A 19,764-nucleotide genomic window follows, 5' to 3' on the forward strand; every position below is an offset into this window, starting at 1 on the left:
CTGCCCCCGCCGGACCAAATCGCGAAGGATGACCTACAAGGATGACTTAATGATCGCTCCCGCCTTGGCAAGATGGCCCGTGACGCGACATGCGAAAGCGGGACAGCTACGGCGTTGATGAGCCGGTTTTGGAAGTCATCATCGGCGAGCTCAACTCAAATGTCCGTGCGAATGCCCACCCTGCGCGCATTGCGGCCTGATCGTGCCGCCCTCGCACTTCAGGGTTGCAAATCTTTTCCGCCTCGGCACATTGGTGGCGATGGCCGAACAACCCGACCCGTCTCAGGACCAGCCCAAAGGGCCACGCGAGGAGCCGCATTATCACGGCCACCGGCAGCGCCTGCGCGAGCGTTTTCGTCAATCAGGCGCGGATGCGCTCACCGACTACGAGCTGTTGGAGATGGTGCTGTTCGCGGCGCAGCCACGGCGCGACATGAAGCCGCTCGCCAAGGCGCTCTTGAAACGATTCGGCTCCTTCGCCGAAGTGATCCACGCGCCGGAAACGCTGCTCCGCGAGGTCGACGGCATGGGCGACGCCTCGATCAGCCAGCTCAAGCTGATCGCCGCGGCGGCCCCCCGCATCGCGAAGGGTGAATTGAAGCAGCGGACGCTGCTCTCGTCATGGAGCGACGTGATCGACTATTGCCGCACCAGCATGGCCTTTGCGGACAAGGAGCAATTTCGGATCCTGTTCCTGGACAAGCGCAACCAGCTCATCTCCGACGAGGTGCAGCAGACCGGCACGGTCGACCACACCCCGGTCTATCCGCGCGAAGTGATCAAGCGCGCGCTCGAACTCTCCGCCACCGCGATCATCCTGGTGCACAACCACCCCTCGGGCGATCCCACGCCATCGCAGGCGGATGTGCGGATGACGAAGGCGATCGTGGACATCGCCGCGCCGCTCGGGATTGCCGTGCACGACCATATCATCGTCGGCAGAGGCGGGCACGCGAGCCTGAAGGGGATGCGGCTGATGTAGCTCCGCCGCGCCAGAAGGTCTTTCGGACCACGTATTCCCGTCAAGAACCCAAACACTCCCAGGACCGAGACACATCCATGGAGAAGCCGATGAAGTATGGTCCCGGCACAGTCCTCTCGTCCGGTGAGATCGATGCGATTAGACTAGAGGTCATTGCAGAAGCGGAGGTGGGGCGGGAGCAGGCTGCATGGCTCAAGCTGCAGCCATTGCGAAGGCGCAAGCTCAGCAACGCGAAGCTGCCATGGACATCCGAAGCGCGACGCGTCGGCAAGGGCGGCAGGCAAGCCTGAAGGGGATGAAATTGATTCGGCTCATCCGCCCATTTACCATCCATTTACTATCCGCTTCTCGTTCCGCAGGATGTGTGTCAGAAAAGCTCGTCATCGAAGGAGGGGATCGATGATGAACGAGACAGCGGTGCGGATGTGGGGCGTGGGCTTGGCGATGCTGACGCCCGTTTACCTGATCGACAGGTTCTTGGATTGGGTTGAAAAAGTGAGCGGCCCGATCATGCCGGCGCAAGTCGACACGTTCTCTTGCCAGGTCGCGCGAATCGACCCGCTACCGGATCGCTCTGATATATAATCAATCCGGCCTGTAAGCTTGAACGGATGCGCGACCGCCGCGCTCTTCGGCGTTCGCACACACGACTGCATCATCTTCGGCGAGATCCGGCGCGACCGCAAAGGTGAGACTGAGTCGCGCTCAAGCTGCGCCGAGTTCAGCAATATTGCCGATCAATCGAGAGGCACCGCCGGGCGCCTCTCCGAACTGATCGGCGTCATTCGACGATATTGCAGTCAATAGCAGTAGCGCGGACGAACGCGGATCCAGGCGCCGTCGGGACGCTGGATGTAGCAACCATCGCGATAATAATAGTAGCCGCCGCGGCGGCGCTCGCCCTCGCTGGCAATGGCCGCGCCTGTGCCCGCGCCGACGATCGCGCCGATTGCTGCACCGCGGCCCCCTCCGACCGCGCCGCCGACAATGGCGCCCGCAGCACCGCCCAACAGCGCCCCGCCCAGCGTATCCTGGGCCACGGCCTCATGAACGGGCATCGCGACCGAGAGCGCCAGCAACGCGGCAATTCCAAGCTTTTTGAACATCCGTGCAGTTCTCCATTTGCGTTTCATTCCACGACGCTTGTTCGCAATCGCTTTGGCGCAAGTCAATCGCTTCGCCTTCGCCTCGCGCGGGAAAAGCGCTTCAACCTGCCGCCGCGACACAGCAACCAATCATGACGGCCCGATGTCGAACGTGAGGGAACGCTGTCGCGGGACCGCTATTGACCCATGGTCATGTCTCATCGAGAGGAGTTCAGCATGGCCAAGAGCAAAAAGCAGGCGCAAGCCCTTGCCATCAAATTGTCACGTGAACGGCGGGCAGGTAAAAGGATTCCTGCGCCGCCCAAAGGGCAATATTCCGAGCAGACCAGGCGGAGAGCCCGCCGTGATCTCGAGCGCGGACGTGCAAAGCGGCGCGTTGCGAAAAAGCGCCGCAACAAAACTCGGTAACGGCCGCTACGGGACTGCTTCGTGAATGATGCCCTGTGCCGTCGCGTGGTCGAGCTTGCCGGCATAGAGCGAGACCGGCGGATGCGCGCACGCATCAGTGTTGACGTCGAGCAGGGTCACGGCCTGCGCCCCGAGCGCGGCATCGAGCGCAACGTCCAGATCGGCGACGGTCTCGATCACCTCACCTCTTCCGCCGCAGGCGCGGGCGATCGCCGCATGATCGACACGGCCGAGATGTCCCGACGACGTGTAGCGGCCGAACTTCACCTGTTCGGCATCTTTCTGGTAGCCGAGCACGGCGTTGTTGAGCACGACCACCGTCAGCGCGAGACCCGTGCGGACGGCCGCTTCAAGCTCCGCCCAGGCATGGCCGAAACCGCCATCTCCCACCACAGCGACAACCTTCGCCTGCGGCCGCGCCAGCTTGGCGCCGATCGCAAGCGGAAAGCCCCAGCCGAGACCCGCCAGCCCACGTGGCGTGATGATGCGCGTTTGTGGTGAGGCGGTGCGCAAATAGCCGACCACCCAGTTGGAGGCATAGCTTGCGTCGGCGACGACGATCGTATCGTCGTCGAGATGCGCTTGCAGCGCAGTCATGATCCGCTCGGGCCGGATCGGCGCGGCGTCGCTGCGGGCCTCCTTTGCCCGGTCGACATCAAAGGCGGCCCAGGCATCGGCGATCCGCCTCTCAAGCTTCGCGCGCGCCGCCCGCCGCTTCGCGAGGTCGCAGGCGAAGGTCGTCTCTGCAAGCGCCGCAAGCGTCTCGCGCGCATCGCCGAGCAACCGCATGGCTTCATAGTTGCGGCCGATCTCTTCCGGATCGATGTCGATGTGAATCAGCCGCGCCTGCCGCGGGATCAGTGTCCATGCGTCAGTGCCGTCTTCATTGGTCCTGGTGCCGACCAGCAGGATGACGTCCGCCTCATCCAAGAAAGGCCTGGTGTGGCGGCCGAGCGAGCCGGGTCCATTCAACGCGCCAAGCGGCCCCGCCGAGAGCGGGTGCGTTTCAGCGACTGCGCCCTTGCCCATATTGGTGGTCACAACCGGCAGGCTTGCTTCTTCCTGCAGCCTTGCAAGCACGGCGCTCGCTTGCGATGCGTGAACACCGCCTCCCGCAACGATCACCGGATTCTCGGCGGATGCGATCAGTTCAGCCGCTTGCACAATCAGCGATTGCGGCGGACGCGGCCGATCGATGGGCCAGGCGTCGAGCCGAAGGCTGCGACGCAAGCGGCCGCTCGCTTTAGCGCGCTGCAGATCGAGCGGCAGCATGAGCACCGCGGGGCCGGGGCGGCCGGTACCGGCGGCAACGAATGCCGCATCGATCAAATCGTCGATCTGGTCCGGGTCCTCCAGGCGCCGGAACCATTTGGTGACCGGCGCAAACAACGATTGATGATCATATTCCTGGAACGCATTCTTGCCGATATGCGCACGCTCGACGTCCTGGATCAGCGCCACGATCGGGCTGCCGGCCTTCATCGCCTCGGCGAACGGCGCGACCATGATGGCCGCCGCAGGTCCATTCTGACAGAAGATCACGGGAATCCGGCCCGAGATGCGCGCGAAACCGTCGGCCATCGCACCGCCCATGTTCTCCTGGCGATAGGTGATTTGCCTGATGCCGCGCGCCTCGCACGCGAGTATTACCGCGGACGGCACGCTCTGTCCGAAGGCGAACGAAACCCCGTGACGTTGAAGCGCATTGGCGATGCGATCGGCAACGGTTTGAGTGCGGTCGAGCATGATCGATCATCCTTGATGCGTTGTTTCCGGCAAATCCGCCGAGCGGATCTGTTGCGTCAATTGGCGCGGGCGATCATCGTTCCTGCATCGCGGGCGTTCGGAAATGACGATATGCGCAATTCGCACGGGAGTTGCGACACTGCGGCTGCTAATTGCGCAGCCTGGCTAACGCAAGTCGCACGTCCGGCCGTATTATCAGACCGGCTAGCTCACCGACGGCAAGCGCCTGATCTGGGAGTATCCGCGCGATGCCGGGCAAAGGCGAGCAGATGGATTTTGGCGAAGTCATGGAACTGAACGACGACGGTCTGATCATCCTCGCTTCCATCGAACGCTTCTGCCGATACAATACCTCGGCAACCGCCCGGCAAATACCGCGAACTTCTGGTTCAGGACACTAGCTTCAAGACCCGATGCAGCGCTGCACGGCCTCTGCCGTATCGGCGGGCGTAGTGTTGAAGCAGATCGCGGCGGTCGGCGCGAGCCGGTGCACGAGATTGAGGATCTTTTCGAACAGCAGCAGCCGCTCCGGCGGCTGCCTGAGGCCCGCGCCGATCAGCACGCAATCAAAGGCGACGGCCCTGAGCGCGTCGGCGGTCACCGCCTCCGCGGTATCGCCGAGATCGATCAAGCACAGCGTGACGTCGTAGCCGAGATCGCGCACCCGATCGACCTGGGTATCGATGTGCTGGCGAAACAGCTCGGGCGTGAATTGCGGCAGGGCCGAAAAATCCACGAAGGACGGATCGATCCCGATCGCCAAGACCTTTTTCTTCGCCATGGCTGCTGCTCCAGTGGCCGGCAGGCATCGCACAACATGAGATGGAGCCAACGCTTGCTGGCTCGCCAGGGTTCCGCCCCCGGGGGGCCGAAGCCGCTTACTGCCGCAGCATGATCAGCGGATCGGCACTATCGGGCACCAGCCGCCACTGTGCATTATCATCCGCCTCGAAATGCCAGGTCTCGCCGCGATCGGACATCAGGAGGATCTGGCCGCGCTCCAGGCGCCATTGCGTCGGCGCGAACGCAGCGATGACAGGATCGCATTTCGGTTTCAGGAACACCTGAAAATTATCGCTGCCGGCATCGTTGTTGGTCAGCGTCAGGCCGCAGACGGTGTTGCCGTCGCCGCGGACCATGGCCCAGTCCCCGATCATTTGGTCCATCGATTTGGCGAGCGAGCGGGCGGCGGCGAGGTTCTGCAGGATATAGACGCCCTCGTTGGGGCGAACGCCTTCGAAAATGCCGGTCTCGACCTCGGTGAAATCGAGGACCGATTCCTCCTTGGCATCCTGCAGCCGGACGATATCGAGCCCCTTGATGCTCCAGTTGGTGATGTCCTTGGTGAAGGGCAGTGCCGCTGCGCAGCCGGGCTCGAGCGCGAGCTTCAACCCATGCGAGGTCGAATCCCCTTTCAGCGTCACCACGCAGGTCTTGCTGCGATCGGTCGTGGACAGCTCCCACTGGCCGATCATCTCCTGCTTCAGGCTTGCCGCGTCCTGCGCGCACACGGGCGACACGGCCGGCATCGCCAGGAGCGCACACGCAAGCAACGCGGCATGTTTCATCGCTTAAGCCTTTATGGGCGTTTCCGCCACCGGTGTGAGCGGCGGCTTGCCGGCGAACCAGGCCTTGAGATTGTCGACGACGAGTTGGTCCATCGCATTCCGCGTGACCACGGAGGCCGAGCCGATATGTGGCAGCAACACGACGTTCTGCATCGCCTTCAGCTCATCCGGCACGTGCGGCTCGCGCTCGAACACGTCGAGCCCGGCCGCCAGAATGGTCCCAGACTTGAGCGCGTGGATCAGCGCCTGCTCATCCACAACCGTGCCGCGCGCAACGTTGATGATGACCCCGCGCGGCCCCAGCGCCTTCATGACCTCGGCGTTGATCATCTTCGCCGTTCCCGCCCCGCCGGGGACGATGACGACAAGCGTATCCACCGCCTTCGCCATCTCCATCAGGTTGGGATAATGCTGATAGGACAGGCCCGGAACCGGATTGCGGGTGTGATAGACCACCGGCACCAGCGAGGCCTCAAGCCGCCGCGCGATCGCCTGTCCGATCCGGCCCATGCCGACCATGCCCACCTTGCGGTCGCGCAGCGAGCCGGCGCTCAAGGGATATTGCTGCGTCTGCCACAGACCGGCGCGCAGATATTTGTCCGCCTTGACGAACTCGCGCAGGGTCGCAATCAGAAGGCCCATGGCGAGATCGGCGACCTCTTCGGTCAGCACGTCAGGCGTGTTGGTGACCATGATGTTGTGATCGCGGGCATAGGCGGCATCGACATGATCGTAACCTACGCCGAAGGAGGACACGATCTCGAGCTTCGGAAACCGCGCCAGCGTCTTGGCATCGGCGCGCACCGAATTGTAGGTAATCGCGAGCCCGCGGATTTTTGCGGCTACTTCCGGCGTCAGCCGTTCCAGATCGCCCGTGGTCTCGAAATGATGCAGCACGAATTGATCGGGAAAACCGTCATCAACGATCGGCTTGCGCGGTCCATGCACGAGGAGATCGATTTTTTCGGAGGAGATTGTTCCGGCCGCCATCAGCTTTCCTTTCCAAGCGCGCTTTCATGCCAGCGCCGCAATGCGAGATGCGAAATTAGCGCCAGCAACCCATAGATGACAATCCCGGCAAGCGACAACAGCAGGAGCGCCGCGAACATGCGGGGAATGTTCAGACGATAACCGGATTCGGCGATCCGATAGGCAAGTCCGGACCCTGCCCCCGCGGTGCCCGCCGCGATCTCCGCGACCACGGCGCCGATCAGCGACAATCCGCCGGCGATGCGCAAGCCCCCGAGAATATAGGGCAAGGCCGAGGGCAACTTGAGCAGCCGCAGTGCCTGGAGGCGCGAGGCGCCATAAAGCTGAAACAGACCGGCGAGATTGCGGTCCACCGAGTTCAACCCCAGCGTGGTGTTGGACAGCACCGGAAAAAATCCGACGATCCAGGCGCAGACGACGACGGCGGTCTGCTGCGGCAGATAGATCAGCAGCAGCGGGGCGATCGCGATGACAGGCGTCACCTGCAGGATCACCGCATAGGGGAACAACGAATATTCCAGGAGCTTTGATTGGTTGAACAGAAGCGCCAGCCCGATACCGCCGACGGATGCGGCAATGAAACCTTCAAGCGTCGTAAGCAGCGTCGTCAGCAGCGACTGCCACAGCACGTCCCAATCGCTGATCAAGGTCTTGAAGACAAGTACCGGTCCGGGCAGCACATAGGGCTGAATGTCATTGAGGCGCACCACGAGTTCCCAGACGATCAGGCCCAGCGCCAGCACGAGCACCGGCAGCACGATCCGCAACAGCCGCAAGGCGTTGCCACCGTCGGCAACCTGCTTCTTGCCTTGAGCGCTCATAGCGCGGACCGCCCGGAATAGGCCGGCGCCAGCGCCGCGGAAACCTTACGGCAGTAATCGGCATAGGCGGCGGACGTTCTGAACTCCTCGCCGCGCGGCTCGACCGTTGCGATGCCGATCTCGGCTGCGATGCGGCCCGGGCGCGAGGTCATCACCACCACGCGCTGCGACAGATAAACGGACTCGAACACCGAGTGGGTGACGAAGATGACGGTCTTGCGCAGATTGCGCCACAGCGCAAGCAGGTCGTTGTTGAGCCGGAAGCGGGTGATCTCATCGAGCGCGGCGAACGGCTCGTCCATCAAGAGAATATCGGGGTCGGTCACCAGCGCGCGGGCCAGCGATACGCGCATCTTCATGCCACCGGAGAGTTCGCGGGGATAGCTCTGCGCGAATTCGGCAAGACCGACGCGCTCCAGCGCCTCCCTGATGCGCACGTCCGCCGCGGCGGCCGGAGTGCGCGCGAGTCTCAAGGGCAGGCGCACGTTCTCCCACACCGAGGTCCACGGCATCAGCGTCGGCTCCTGAAACACGAAGCCGATGGCGTGGCCCGGCCGCGCATCACGATCATGGCGGGATGTCTGGACGGTGCCCGTGGTCGGCGTGGCAAGCCCCGCGATCAGGCGTAGCGCCGTCGATTTGCCGCAACCTGAGGGGCCCACCAGCGCCAGGAATTCGCCCTTGCGGACTTTCAGGTCCAGAGGTCCGAGCGCCGAAATTCCGCCTTCAAAGGTTTTGGTGACGCCGCGCAGGCTGACGGAGAGTCCCGCAAGATCCGCGTCGATATCGGACAAGACCTGCACCATCCGTCAGTTCTTTGGCCGCAAATCCAGGCCAACGCCCTTATTGACGAAGCGAAGCGTGTAGGATTTGCGATAGTCGAGGTCGGGGCGCACGACGCCCGCCTTCACCATTTTCTGAAAGAAGCTGGTCACGCGCTCGTCCGTCATGGCGCCGACGCCGCTTTTCAACGAGTCGCCGGAATCGACGATGCCGTATTCCTTCATCTTGCTGACGGAATTGGCGAGCAGTTCGTCGGTCATTTCCGGGTTGAGTTTCTTGATCAGCGCATTGCCGGCCGAATTATCGCCGTAGATATAGTTGTACCACCCGATGATCGACGCATCGACGAAGCGCTGCACCAGGTCTGGCTTTGTCTCGATCATGTCGCGCCGCGTCTCGATCAGCGTCGAATAGCTGTTGAAGCCGTAGTCGGCGAGCAGGAAGATCGTGGGTTTGAAGCCGGCGGCCTTCTCGACCGCGAACGGCTCGGAGCTGACATAGCCCTGCATCGCGCTTTGCGCCGAGGCGATGAAGGGCTGTGGATTGAAGGTATAGGGACGCACGTTTTTTTCGTTAAAACCATACTCCGATTTCAGCCACTGGAAGTAGCTTGTCATCCCTTCTTTGGACACGAACAGCGTCAGCGGCTTCAAATCTTCGAGCTTGGTCGCCTTGGTCTCGGGATGAGTCAGAAGCACCTGCGGATCCTTCTGGAACATCGCGGCCACCGCCACGACAGGCACGTTGTTGGCGACCGCATCGAACGACATCAGCGTGTTCGCCGCCATGAAGAAATCGATCTTGCCCGCGATCTCCAGCATGCGGTTATTGGTGTTCGGCCCGCCCGGCACGATAGTGACATCGAGGCCGTATTTCTTATACGTGCCATCGGCAACCGCCTGGAAGAATCCGCCATGCTCGGCTTCGGCGACCCAGTTGGTTCCGAAGGAGACCTTATCCAGTTGGCCGTCCGGCTTTGATTGGGCGGATGCGGGTGAGGTCATCAGCCAGGCCACGGCAAGGCTGGTTAACGCTCGCCGCAAAAGAGCCGGGTTCATGGTTGGACTCCGTTGATCATTCTGGCCCATGATTGGGAGGTCTTTCGGATGCTTACAGCATTCCGGAATGGAAGCTAAACTAGCTTGCAAATGTCCCGAATGAAACCTTTCGCGCGATGAATGCCACCCCGCCCCGCGACTGGGCCGACATAAGCTGGCCCGAGATCGACGCCGCCGAGCCTGCCCGCTGGATAGCGGTGCTGCCGCTCGCCGCGACCGAGCAGCATGGTCCGCATCTGCCGCTCGGCACGGATGTGATGATCGCGCAAGTCTACCTCTCGCGCGTGCGCGAGCTGCTGCCGGCCGATCTTCCGGCCACATTCCTGCCCGTGCAGCCTGTCGGCATCTCGACCGAACACATCGATTTTCCGGGTACACTGACCTTGTCGGCGGAAACCGCGCTGCGGCAGTGGACGGCGCTGGGTGAGAGCGTCGCGCGGGCGGGCGTGAAAAAGCTTGTGATCGTCACCAGCCATGGCGGCAATAGCGCGGCCATGATGCTGGTCGCGCAGGAGCTGCGCGCCTCGCTTGGCCTGCTGGTGGTCACCACCTCGTGGTCACGCTTCGGCGCACCACAGGGGCTGTTCTCCGACGAAGAGCTGCGCCACGGCATTCACGGCGGCGCGGTGGAAACGTCCATCATGCTGGCACGGTTCGCCGAGCATGTGCGCATCGACAAAATCGCCAATTTCCGCTCCGCCGGCCTCGACATGGACAAGCGATATCGCTGGCTTTCGACGCAACGGCCCGCGCCGTTCGCCTGGCAAACGCAGGACCTGCATCCAAGCGGCGCGGTCGGCGATGCGACGCAAGGCTCGGCGGAGAAAGGTGAGCGCCTGATCGAGCACGGCGCGCGCGCGTTCGTCGAACTGCTCGAGGATGTCGATAAATTCGACGTGAAGACGCTGAGGGCCGCGGGGCTAATTTAATCTGACCGCACGTTATGACGTCCCGACCCGCCTGGCCGCCCCGGGGCGCGGCCCTTTTGTTCGCCTTGACATAGCATAGGGGGGTACCCTATGAGGGCCGGCATGACGCACACAATCAAAGAGAAGAAAAAGCTGCTGGCACGCGTGGGCCGGATTCGCGGCCAGGTCGAGGCGCTCGAGCGCGCGCTCAACGACGAGATGGAGTGCGGCCGGATCATGCACATGATCGCGGGCATCCGCGGCAGCGTCGCAGGCCTGATGGCCGAGGTGGTCGAGGACCATGTGCGCACCCATCTGGTCGATCCGCAAAAGAATCCGGGCGCATTGAACGCCGATGCGGCCGAGCAACTCATCGATGTCGTTCACACCTATTTGAGGTGAGTGACCATGGCGGACGTCGACCACGCGTTCCAGCTTGCCCGGCACGAACACGTTTTCCTGGGCCGAGACCATGACAGGGCCGAGCGCCGCACCTGGGCGGTGATCGTTCTGTGCGGTGTGATGATGGTCGCGGAAATCGTCGGCGGCGCACTGTTCGGCTCGCTGGCGCTGATCGCCGACGGTCTGCATATGTCGACGCATGCCGGCGCACTGCTGCTCGCTGCGCTGGCCTACACCTATGCCCGCAAATACGCTCACGACCGCAGCTTCACCTTCGGCACCGGCAAATTCGGTGATCTCGCGGGCTATACCAGCGCGATCGTGCTGGCGATGATTGCGCTGCTGATCGGATACGAGGCTGTCGAACGCCTGCTCAACCCCGTCCAGATCCACTTCGACGAAGCGATCCCGATCGCGGTGGTGGGATTGATCGTCAACGTCGCAAGCGCCTGGCTGTTGTCGGGCGGGCATGATCACGGGAACAGCCATGGCCATCATGTTGGTCATCATGGCCATGCTCATCATGAGCAGGATCACCACCACGGCGAGGCGCCCCAGCTTGTGACGTTCGGCACGCGCGAGCTGGCCATCGAGATCTTTGAGCACGGTACCCCGCCGCGCTTTCGCATCATCGCGGAAAGCGGCGCGCTGCCGATGGCATCCGATTTCGCCATCGAAACGGTGCGTCCCGATGGCAGCCGCCAGCTCTTCGCCTTCGCGGACCGAGGCGGGTATCTGGAATCGCGCGAGGAGGTTCCGGAGCCGCATGCCTTTGTCTGCCAAGTGTCGCTGCTGGAGGCAGGCCAGCAATGGCGGCGTGAGCTTCGGCTCGAGGAGCACGAGCACAGCCACGACCACGACGCGGCCCATCGGCGCGACAACAACATGCGCGCGGCTATCGTCCATGTCATGGCCGATGCTGCCGTCTCGGTGCTGGTGATTGCCGGCCTGCTGCTGGGGCGCGGCTTCGGCTGGGCCTGGATGGATCCGCTCGCCGGCCTCATCGGTGCGCTGGTGATCGCGAACTGGTCAATCGGCCTGTTGCGGGACACCGGCGGCATTCTGCTTGATCGCTTGCCGGATTCAGGGATCGCCGAGAAGGTTCGCCAGGCGGTCGAGAGCGAGGGCGACCAGGTTACCGACCTGCATCTGTGGCGGCTCGGGCCCGGACATCTCGGCGCCATCGTGAGCGTGGCGACCAGCAAGTCGCGCGAAGCGGCGCATTATCGCCGGCGCCTGGCGCGCTTTACCGACCTCTCGCACGTCACGGTCGAGGTCCAGCACGCGCCACGCGCGCGGGGCTGAGCACAGGCCGGCGGCGCACGCTCCTCAGGCGGGACGGAGAGATATTCGCGCGCGGGCGCACTCCCATCCTACCACTTAAGACCGAAGAAAATCCGCTGCACTGCGGCGTTGACCCTTGACGAGAGGGACGGCCGGCGTGTTTCGTGTGCCAAATTGTCGCACGGGAGAATCGCGTGAAACGTTTCGACGTGATCGCAATGTTCGCAAGCCTTTGGCTTCTCGCGTCCATGGTGATCGACGCGGCGACTCCACCGGAGCTGAACGTTTACATGATCGGCGCTGCCATTGCGCCGGCCACCGCCGTTTCGGCCCTCCTGTATTGGCTTCGTGTTCCGAGGATCGATTTCGCCGTGGTCTTCGCGACGCTTTGGATGGTGTCCGAGATGGTCCTTGAACTCATTTCGCCGAAGCCGCTGTCGCCGCTCATGGCGATTATTGCAGTGGCGCCGATGGTCATTGTCGGCAGCGTCATTAATTTCCAGTGCTGGCGCCGTCGTTCGAGGCTGCGGCCGCTGACGAGCCCGCCCAGCTCTACCTCGTAGCGCTGTCCCGCTCTCATTCCCACACGGAACGGAGCGGATATCATTCCGCAATGACGCCCGCGTGCGCTGGAGCGAACGATTCGCTCACAGCGAGAGTGCCCCAACGGCCCTCTTCCGACCTCAGCCTGCGCGCAGCAGCGCGAAGACAGCCATCTCGCCCATCAAAACGGTGCTCACGATGGCGAGTACCAGATACACCTCGCCGGATGAGGACGGTACGACCTTGATCGGCTTCATTGGTTTTCCTCCGCGTCGGAGCGAAGTCCCAACAAATCTCACGATATGGTAACCTCCTTTACAGATGTAAGTTCCCTACCAAGACGATCAGACCAAAGGTGGAGGTTACGGGCACGCCGTCGCTCCAGGCCCGGCTCGCGCATCTGCCATAACGCGGGACCCTACAGATATTTCGCGATCTGCCTGAATTGCTTCAGCGCCGCCTGCCCCTTTGCCCCCGATGCCTTCAACGTCCGTTCGAGGCTGTGGCTGATGTGATCGTGGATCAGGGCTTTCTTGGCGTTTTCGATCGCGCCTTCGACGGCCTGCAACTGCTGTGCGATCTGGGCGCAGGGTCGCCCCTGTTCGATCATCTCGATGATGCTCTCGAGATGACCATGGGCGCGCCTCAGGCGGCGGGCGATCGCAGCATGCGGCTGGTCCGGCATTGGCGTCTCCTATCCTCCCCGGAGGATAACAATGATCCTGCCCGTAGGATAGCGGTGGAAGCTTGACTCGCGCTGGGACCAGGCCTATGTGCCGGTTGCGGCCGCTCGCAGCGAATGCCCGCTGCCGCGCTTCAACCCTAATGAAGAGACCATGGGCAGTACCCGCTTCGGTAACGCCAGCCCGATTGCTTCAATCGCAGCCGCGTTGCCGCCACAACATGAGATCGACCGCGACGGCGGCAGCCGCGCGAGGGGTGGTGGTCGCCTTTAATTGACCGCCTTGCCGCTCCCTCTCCTGCCGCGCCGGCCGCGGTCATGGAGGTGAGCGATGTTCGAGAAGGTCACCAAATTCCGAATGCTGCCGTCCCGGCGCCTGGAGGCGCCCGTGCCGGCCAACGACAACCGCCGTGCCACCCGTCAAAGCCCGGCGCGCCGGGCCCGCGCCCCGCGCCTGATTTGCCGTTGGGCGCTCGGCGAAGGCTCCAACCGGCCGACTTGTCGCTGGGAGCTGGAAAGCGCCGACGAGCCCAACCCTTCGTTGCGGTTTGCAGCGGGGGGCGAGTCAGGCTTTCACAAAACTGTCTTGCGACTGTCTTATCGGAGACTGCCTCTCGGAGCGGCCCTGCGCTATCGGGACACCGCGTTCGACACGGGCGAACCTTCGTACAAGTCGAGGGCGCGTCCGGACCATCGTGTTGTGTTGCACGCACGTCACTAGACGATGCGATCTAGCGAAACGTCCGACAGCGCTCCTTCCCATCGAGAGCAGCTTCCAATAAGGTCTAGTTGCGAACGATTTGCAATAAGGCCGGACAATGAATCGCGCATGCCGGGTTCTGAATGGATGCCGGATGGGTCGGCGGGCTCAGGTTTCCTAGGCTATCACGGGCATTGAATGTTGGGGCTTATGACGCAATCGACGATCGCACCAGCCGCGCCACGCGAGACGCGCGGCGCGAGACGCGGCCCGCGGTCGTCGACGTCGTTGATCGCCCTCGGACTGTTCGGGCTCGGCATGCCGGCGCTCGCGGCGGACTTGCCGCTGAAGGCACCCGCGTTCAAGGCCGTGTACGAATGGACCGGATTTTATGTCGGCGGGCATTTCGGCTATGGCGGCGCGAGCCTTGGTCCCGGCACCAATCCGCTGCCGCTGCAAGGCGTCTTCCTTCCGCACAGCACCACTGGCCTGATCGGCGGCTACCAGATGGGCTACAACCGCGAGCTCGCCAACCATCTCGTGCTCGGCATCGAGGCGGATGCCTCCTTTACCAGTCCGCTCGATGAGCCGGCATTGACGCCCGCTCCGTTCAACACAACCCTTGACTATGTCGGCACGCTGCGGGGCCGCATCGGCTATGCCTTCGGACACTGGATGCCGTTTATCACCGGCGGCTTTGCCTGGGGGCACACCCACATCAACATCAATCAGGATCCGGCGAACACCAGCAACATCGTCTCTTCCGTCGGGCATTATCAGCCCGGCTGGACCGCGGGTCTCGGTCTCGAATTCGCCGTCAGCGGCAATTGGACCGCCAAGCTCGAATATGACTATATCGAGCTGGCGCGCCAGACCTATGATCTCAGCAGCTTTGCGCTGCCCGGCGTCACGGTCGATCCCCGCATCCATCTCGCCAAGATCGGGCTCAACTACCAGTTCGGCGACAGGCTCTTCAGCCCGACCGGCTCGGCGGATGCAAAGCCGGCCTTGCCCGAGTCGAACGATTGGAATGTCCACGCGCAGACCACCTTCCTGCCGCAAGGCTATCCGTCGTTCCGCTCGCCCTATGCGGGACAGAACAGCCTTCCCGGCAGCGGCCAATTACAGGCGACCTGGACCACGACCGCCTTTCTCGGCGTGCGACTGTGGCAGGGCGGCGAGTTCTATTTCAACCCGGAGCTGGCACAGGGTTTTGGCCTGAACGGCACGCTCGGCATCGCCGGCTTCCCGAACGGGGAGGCGCAGAAAGCCGGCGTCGCTTTCCCGAAAATCCGGCCGCAGCGTTATTATTTCAAGCAGACCTTCGGTCTCGGCGGCGAGCAGGAGGATGTCGCCGACGGCCCCAACCAGCTTCCCGGCAAGCGCGACATCGATCGGGTCACGCTCGTGGTCGGCCGCTTTGCGGTCGGCGATTTCTTCGACAACAACGCTTACGCCCATGACCCCCGCGCCGACTTCATGAACTGGGCACTGTGGGGATCTGCCGCTTACGATTTCCCCGCCGATCTGCCCGGCTACACGCGCGGCGCCATGGTCGAGCTCAACCGCAAGGACTGGGCCGTGCGCGGAGCCTTTGTCGAGGTACCCTCGAAGCCGAACAGCGACACCCTGACCTTCAAGACCGGCGGCGCGGTGGTCGAGTTCGAAGAGCGCCACACCATCTTCGAGCAGCCCGGCAAGCTGCGGGTCGGCGTCTTCGGCAATCAGGGCGTGACCGGCAATTATCGTCAGGCGCTGGCGATCGAGGCCACGGATCCGAGCCAGAACATCAACGACGTGATGGCGAGCATCCGCCACGTCAATCCGAAATACGGCTTCTATGCCAATCTCGAGCAGCAGGTGATGAAGGACGTCGGCCTATTCGCACGGTTGAGCTGGAACGACGGCCAGAACGAAATCCTGTCCTTCACCGATGTCGATCGCAGCCTGTCCGGCGGCGTTTCCATCAAGGGCAGCTATTGGGGGCGTGACAACGACACCGTCGGTGTGGGCGGGGCGATCAACGGGCTTTCCGCCGCGCATCGCGATTTTCTCGCGGCGGGCGGCCTCGGCCTGTTGATCGGAGACGGCCGTCTGAACTACAGCCCCGAGCAGATTCTCGAGGCCTACTACGCCTATCAGGTGACCAAGAATTTCACCGTGACCGCCGACTACCAGTTCATCGCCAACCCCGCCTACAACGCCGACCGCGGGCCGGTTTCGATCTTCTCCTGCCGTCTGCACGGCGAATTCTAGGGGGTTCGTCCGATGACGCTGCAGGATCTCCGCATCGCCGTGCTGACACAGGCGCCACGGCCCAATATCTGGGACGTCGTGGCCCTGATCCTGGTGATCGGCGCCATGGTGCTGATCGTCTATGGCGGCGAGCAGACCACGCTGCCCTTGTCGGCGCTGGACACCGCTCCCGTCACACTCGATCCGGTACATCTGCCGTTCTATGCACTGCGCACCACCATGCGCATGCTGCTGGCGATGGCCTGCTCGATCGTGTTCACGTTCGTCTATGCGGCGATCGCCGCCAAGAGCCGGCGCGCCGAGATGGTGCTGATCCCGCTTCTGGACATCCTGCAATCGGTGCCGATTCTCGGCTTTCTCACGTTCACGGTCGTGTTCTTCCTCAATCTGTTCCCGGGAAAAGTGCTGGGCGCCGAGCTCGCCTGCGTGTTCGCGATCTTCACCAGTCAAGCCTGGAACATGACCTTCAGCATGTACCAGTCGATGCGCAATGTGCCGAAGGACCTGGACGAGGCCACGCAAAGCTTTCACTTGAGCGGCTGGCAGCGCTTCTGGCGGCTGGACGTGCCCTTTGCCATGCCGGGCCTGATCTGGAACGCGATGATGTCGATGTCGGGCGGCTGGTTCTTCGTGGTGGCCTCGGAGGCGATCACAGTCGGCAACACCACCGTAACCCTGCCTGGGGTCGGCTCCTATGTGGCGCTCGCGATCGAGAAGCGCGACCTGCCCGCGATCGGCTACGCCATCCTGACCATGCTGCTCGTCATCATCGCCTATGACCAGTTGCTGTTCCGCCCGATCGTGGCCTGGGCCGATAAATTCCGCTTCGAGCAGACCGCGTCCGGCGATGCACCGACCTCCTGGATGCTCGATCTGTTTCGCCGCACCCGCGCGCTGCGCGCTCTGACCCTTCCCTTTGCCGGGCTGAACCGCGCGTTTTCAAACCTCGATGTCGAGTGGCCGAAGAGCTTCCGCTTCCCGGTCAAGAGCGGCCCGCCCTCACGCCTCGTCGATGCGCTCTGGTTCCTCCTGATCGGGATCGGCACAGGCTACGCGGCGTACCGGGCCTACACCTATCTCTCGGCCAGCCTGGAGCCGTCAGACGTCTATAGCGCCATCGGAGATGGCCTCGTCACCCTTCTGCGCGTGACCGTGCTGATCGCGCTGGCCACGCTGATCTGGGTACCGGTCGGGGTCTGGATCGGGCTGCGACCGAAACTCGCCGAGCAGGTGCAGCCGCTGGCGCAATTCCTGGCGGCCTTTCCGGCCAACCTCGCTTTTCCGGTGTTCGTGCTGCTCATCGTGCATTACCGGCTCAATGCCAATGTCTGGCTGAGCCCGCTGATGATCCTGGGCACGCAGTGGTACATCCTGTTCAACGTGATCGCGGGGGCCACCGCCTTCCCCAGCGATTTGCGCGAGGCCGCTTCCAGCCTGCACCTTACGGGCTGGCGCTGGTGGACAAAGGCGATCCTGCCCGGCATCTTCCCCTATTACATCACCGGCGCCATCACTGCCTCCGGCGGCTCATGGAACGCGTCCATCGTCGCGGAAGTCGCGAGCTGGGGCGACACCCATCTGTCGGCCAAGGGACTCGGCGCCTATATCGCCAAGGCCACGGAGGCCGGCGACTTTCCGCGCGTCGTGCTCGGCATCACCATCATGTGCGTTCTGGTGACGCTGTTCAACCGGCTGGTCTGGCGCCCACTCTACGCTTTCGGCGAGCGCCGGCTTCGCCTCGGCTGACCATGAGGGACCTTCATGCTCGACACGTCAAAGCAACAGTCCACCCTGATCGATATCCGCGGCGTCAGCCGGGTGTTTCCGAAAGGCAGCGGTGAAGATCTGCGTGTGCTGGACAATGTCGATCTCACGATCCGCTCCGGCGAGATCGTCGGCCTGCTCGGCCGCTCCGGCTCCGGCAAATCGACGCTGCTGCGCATCATCGCCGGGCTGATCGCGCCGTCCTCGGGCAATGCGTCTTGCCGTGGCCAGACCATCGTGGGTCCACCGCATGGGGTGGCCATGGTGTTCCAGTCATTCGCACTGTTTCCCTGGCTCACCGTGCTGCAGAATGTCGAGCTCGGCCTCGAGGCGCTCGGCATCGATGCCGCGGAGCGGCGCAAGCGGGCGCTGGCGGCGATCGACCTGATCGGCCTCGACGGCTTTGAATCCGCCTATCCCAAGGAATTGTCGGGCGGCATGCGCCAGCGCGTCGGCTTTGCCCGGGCGCTGGTCGTCCATCCCGACCTGCTGTTGATGGACGAGCCGTTTTCGGCGCTCGACGTGCTGACGGCGGAAACGCTGCGCACCGACCTGGTCGATCTCTGGAGCGAGGGCCGGCTGCCGATCAAATCGGTATTGATGGTGACGCACAACATCGAGGAGGCGGTGCTGATGTGCGACCGCATCCTGGTGTTTTCGTCCAACCCGGGCCGGGTGGCGGCCGAGTTCAAGGTCGACCTGCCGCATCCGCGCAACCGGCTCGATCCGGCGTTCCGGCAGCTCGTCGACAATCTCTATGCGCGCATGACCCAGCGCCCCACCACCCCGCCGCCGACATTCGAAAATATCCCCGGCCCGACCGTTGGCATGGTGCTCGACCATGTCTCCTCCAACGTGCTGTCTGGTCTGATCGAAGCGCTGGCCGCCGAACCATATTACGGCCGCGCCGACCTGCCGGTGCTGGCCGGCCAGTTGCAGCTCGAGGCCGACGAGATCCTGCATCTTGGTGAATCCCTGCAACTGCTGCGATTCGCCCTGTTTCACGACGGCGACCTCGTCCTCACCGAGGCCGGCAAGCGCTTTGCCAATCTCGAAACCGACGCGCGTAAGAAACTGTTCGCCGAACATCTGCTTGCCTACGTGCCGGTGATGGGCCTGATCAAGCGCGTGCTCGACGAACGGCCCTCGCACACCGCGCCCGCCGCGCGCTTCCGAAACGAGCTCGAGGACTATATGTCCGAGGAATATGCCGACGAGACCTTGAAGACGATCGTTTCCTGGGGCCGCTACGCCGAGCTGTTCGCCTACGACGAACAGTCGGAAACGTTCAGCCTGGAGAATCCAGGCTCGGATGAGGGCAGCGGTTGAGGTTATCTGCGATTGGCATCTCCTCGCTTGTCTGATCCGCCATCCTGAGGTGCGAGCGGAGCGAGCCTCGAAGGATCCGATGACAGACTCCTCGAATCCAGCGGCGCGCATCAGGGCGCGACTTTGAGAGTCGCTTTCATGTTGGGATGGTAGCGACAATAGTAGTCCACCGTCCCCGCTTTCTTCAGGACAACACTCTCCGTCTTCTTCGGCGGCAACGTCACGTCAAAGTCGCCGTTGCGTGCGGTAGCGGTATGGACGAGGACGTCCTTGTTGATCCATTCGATGGTGTCGCCAACTTTGGCCGAGGCCACCGCCGGCTCGATCTCCAGGTTCTCCATCGTGATTTGAATCGTCGCCGCCGCTGCCGGCACGCACGCTGCCGGGACCAACAACAACGCCCCAAGGATGGCGGCGGCGCATCGTGACAGCAT

General features: G+C 63.1%; 21 protein-coding genes. 11 read left to right on the forward strand and 10 right to left on the reverse strand.

The window, feature by feature from the left end; translation table 11 throughout:
* Positions 1-259 precede the first annotated feature (259 nt).
* The 3 genes from radC to F758_RS0118990 all read left to right on the forward strand — a co-directional run bounded on the left by radC (position 260) and on the right by F758_RS0118990 (position 1,567).
* Positions 260-982 (forward strand): RadC family protein, encoded by a 723-nt coding sequence (radC, locus tag F758_RS0118980; protein ID WP_024509349.1) that lies wholly within the window; start codon positions 260-262, stop codon positions 980-982.
* 77 nt (positions 983-1,059) lie between these two features.
* Positions 1,060-1,272 (forward strand): hypothetical protein, encoded by a 213-nt coding sequence (locus F758_RS0118985; protein ID WP_024509350.1) that lies wholly within the window; start codon positions 1,060-1,062, stop codon positions 1,270-1,272.
* A gap of 109 nt (positions 1,273-1,381) precedes the next feature.
* Positions 1,382-1,567, forward strand: coding sequence for a hypothetical protein (locus F758_RS0118990; RefSeq protein WP_024509351.1), 186 nt, complete (start codon positions 1,382-1,384; stop codon positions 1,565-1,567).
* A gap of 215 nt (positions 1,568-1,782) precedes the next feature.
* Here F758_RS0118990 and F758_RS0119000 read toward each other — a convergent pair whose 3' ends face one another.
* Complete coding sequence (locus tag F758_RS0119000; RefSeq protein ID WP_024509353.1) at positions 1,783-2,088, reverse strand: YMGG-like glycine zipper-containing protein; 306 nt, start codon at positions 2,086-2,088, stop codon at positions 1,783-1,785.
* A 414-nt stretch (positions 2,089-2,502) separates the two neighbouring features.
* Positions 2,503-4,242, reverse strand: coding sequence for an acetolactate synthase catalytic subunit (locus F758_RS0119005; protein WP_024509354.1), 1,740 nt, complete (start codon positions 4,240-4,242; stop codon positions 2,503-2,505).
* 248 nt (positions 4,243-4,490) lie between these two features.
* Here F758_RS0119005 and F758_RS49655 point away from each other — a divergent pair, with 248 nt between their 5' ends.
* The gene (locus F758_RS49655; RefSeq protein WP_157450070.1) at positions 4,491-4,643 is read left to right on the forward strand and encodes a hypothetical protein; all 153 of its coding nucleotides are present in this window, start codon (positions 4,491-4,493) and stop codon (positions 4,641-4,643) included.
* Between the two features lie 2 nt (positions 4,644-4,645).
* On the opposite strand, the gene F758_RS0119015 is transcribed toward F758_RS49655, so the two are convergent.
* The 6 genes from F758_RS0119015 to F758_RS0119040 all read right to left on the reverse strand — a co-directional run bounded on the left by F758_RS0119015 (position 4,646) and on the right by F758_RS0119040 (position 9,462).
* A complete protein-coding gene (locus F758_RS0119015; protein ID WP_024509355.1) occupies positions 4,646-5,023 on the reverse strand; it encodes a hypothetical protein in 378 nt (125 codons plus the stop codon).
* A gap of 97 nt (positions 5,024-5,120) precedes the next feature.
* Positions 5,121-5,810, reverse strand: coding sequence for an AprI/Inh family metalloprotease inhibitor (locus tag F758_RS0119020; RefSeq protein WP_024509356.1), 690 nt, complete (start codon positions 5,808-5,810; stop codon positions 5,121-5,123).
* A gap of 3 nt (positions 5,811-5,813) precedes the next feature.
* Positions 5,814-6,800, reverse strand: a complete 987-nt coding sequence (locus F758_RS0119025; protein ID WP_024509357.1) for a 2-hydroxyacid dehydrogenase — start codon at positions 6,798-6,800, stop codon at positions 5,814-5,816.
* On the reverse strand, positions 6,800-7,621 hold the full coding sequence (locus F758_RS0119030; RefSeq protein WP_024509358.1) for an ABC transporter permease: 822 nt from the start codon (positions 7,619-7,621) through the stop codon (positions 6,800-6,802). Before F758_RS0119030 ends, F758_RS0119025 begins: the two co-directional genes overlap by 1 nt.
* Positions 7,618-8,427, reverse strand: a complete 810-nt coding sequence (locus F758_RS0119035) for an ABC transporter ATP-binding protein (protein ID WP_024509359.1) — start codon at positions 8,425-8,427, stop codon at positions 7,618-7,620. Before F758_RS0119035 ends, F758_RS0119030 begins: the two co-directional genes overlap by 4 nt.
* A gap of 3 nt (positions 8,428-8,430) precedes the next feature.
* Positions 8,431-9,462: an ABC transporter substrate-binding protein gene (locus F758_RS0119040; protein WP_024509360.1), complete on the reverse strand. Its 1,032-nt coding sequence runs from the start codon at positions 9,460-9,462 to the stop codon at positions 8,431-8,433.
* 116 nt (positions 9,463-9,578) lie between these two features.
* Here F758_RS0119040 and F758_RS0119045 point away from each other — a divergent pair, with 116 nt between their 5' ends.
* The 4 genes from F758_RS0119045 to F758_RS44210 all read left to right on the forward strand — a co-directional run bounded on the left by F758_RS0119045 (position 9,579) and on the right by F758_RS44210 (position 12,619).
* Positions 9,579-10,391 carry a creatininase family protein gene (locus tag F758_RS0119045; RefSeq protein ID WP_024509361.1) on the forward strand — a complete coding sequence of 271 codons (813 nt, stop codon included), beginning with the start codon at positions 9,579-9,581 and terminating at the stop codon, positions 10,389-10,391.
* Between the two features lie 102 nt (positions 10,392-10,493).
* Complete coding sequence (locus F758_RS0119050) at positions 10,494-10,772, forward strand: metal/formaldehyde-sensitive transcriptional repressor (protein ID WP_024509362.1); 279 nt, start codon at positions 10,494-10,496, stop codon at positions 10,770-10,772.
* Between the two features lie 6 nt (positions 10,773-10,778).
* On the forward strand, positions 10,779-12,077 hold the full coding sequence (gene dmeF / locus F758_RS0119055; RefSeq protein WP_024509363.1) for a CDF family Co(II)/Ni(II) efflux transporter DmeF: 1,299 nt from the start codon (positions 10,779-10,781) through the stop codon (positions 12,075-12,077).
* A gap of 227 nt (positions 12,078-12,304) precedes the next feature.
* Positions 12,305-12,619: a hypothetical protein gene (locus tag F758_RS44210; protein WP_349542970.1), complete on the forward strand. Its 315-nt coding sequence runs from the start codon at positions 12,305-12,307 to the stop codon at positions 12,617-12,619.
* 398 nt (positions 12,620-13,017) lie between these two features.
* On the opposite strand, the gene F758_RS0119070 is transcribed toward F758_RS44210, so the two are convergent.
* Positions 13,018-13,284 (reverse strand): metal-sensing transcriptional repressor, encoded by a 267-nt coding sequence (locus F758_RS0119070; RefSeq protein WP_024509365.1) that lies wholly within the window; start codon positions 13,282-13,284, stop codon positions 13,018-13,020.
* 1,015 nt (positions 13,285-14,299) lie between these two features.
* Between F758_RS0119070 and F758_RS0119080 the strand changes: the two genes are divergently transcribed.
* The 3 genes from F758_RS0119080 to F758_RS0119090 are packed head-to-tail and all read left to right on the forward strand — an operon-like array spanning position 14,300 to position 19,330.
* Positions 14,300-16,237, forward strand: a complete 1,938-nt coding sequence (locus F758_RS0119080) for a carbohydrate porin (RefSeq protein WP_051386966.1) — start codon at positions 14,300-14,302, stop codon at positions 16,235-16,237.
* A 12-nt stretch (positions 16,238-16,249) separates the two neighbouring features.
* Complete coding sequence (locus F758_RS0119085; protein ID WP_024509368.1) at positions 16,250-17,983, forward strand: ABC transporter permease; 1,734 nt, start codon at positions 16,250-16,252, stop codon at positions 17,981-17,983.
* Positions 17,984-17,998: 15 nt separating this feature from the next.
* The gene (locus F758_RS0119090) at positions 17,999-19,330 is read left to right on the forward strand and encodes an ABC transporter ATP-binding protein (RefSeq protein WP_024509369.1); all 1,332 of its coding nucleotides are present in this window, start codon (positions 17,999-18,001) and stop codon (positions 19,328-19,330) included.
* A gap of 110 nt (positions 19,331-19,440) precedes the next feature.
* On the opposite strand, the gene F758_RS0119095 is transcribed toward F758_RS0119090, so the two are convergent.
* Entirely contained in the window at positions 19,441-19,764 is a 324-nt protein-coding gene (locus F758_RS0119095; protein ID WP_024509370.1) for a cupredoxin domain-containing protein, read from the reverse strand.

The organism is Bradyrhizobium sp. ARR65, from assembly GCF_000472385.1.
Taxonomy (GTDB): domain Bacteria; phylum Pseudomonadota; class Alphaproteobacteria; order Rhizobiales; family Xanthobacteraceae; genus Bradyrhizobium.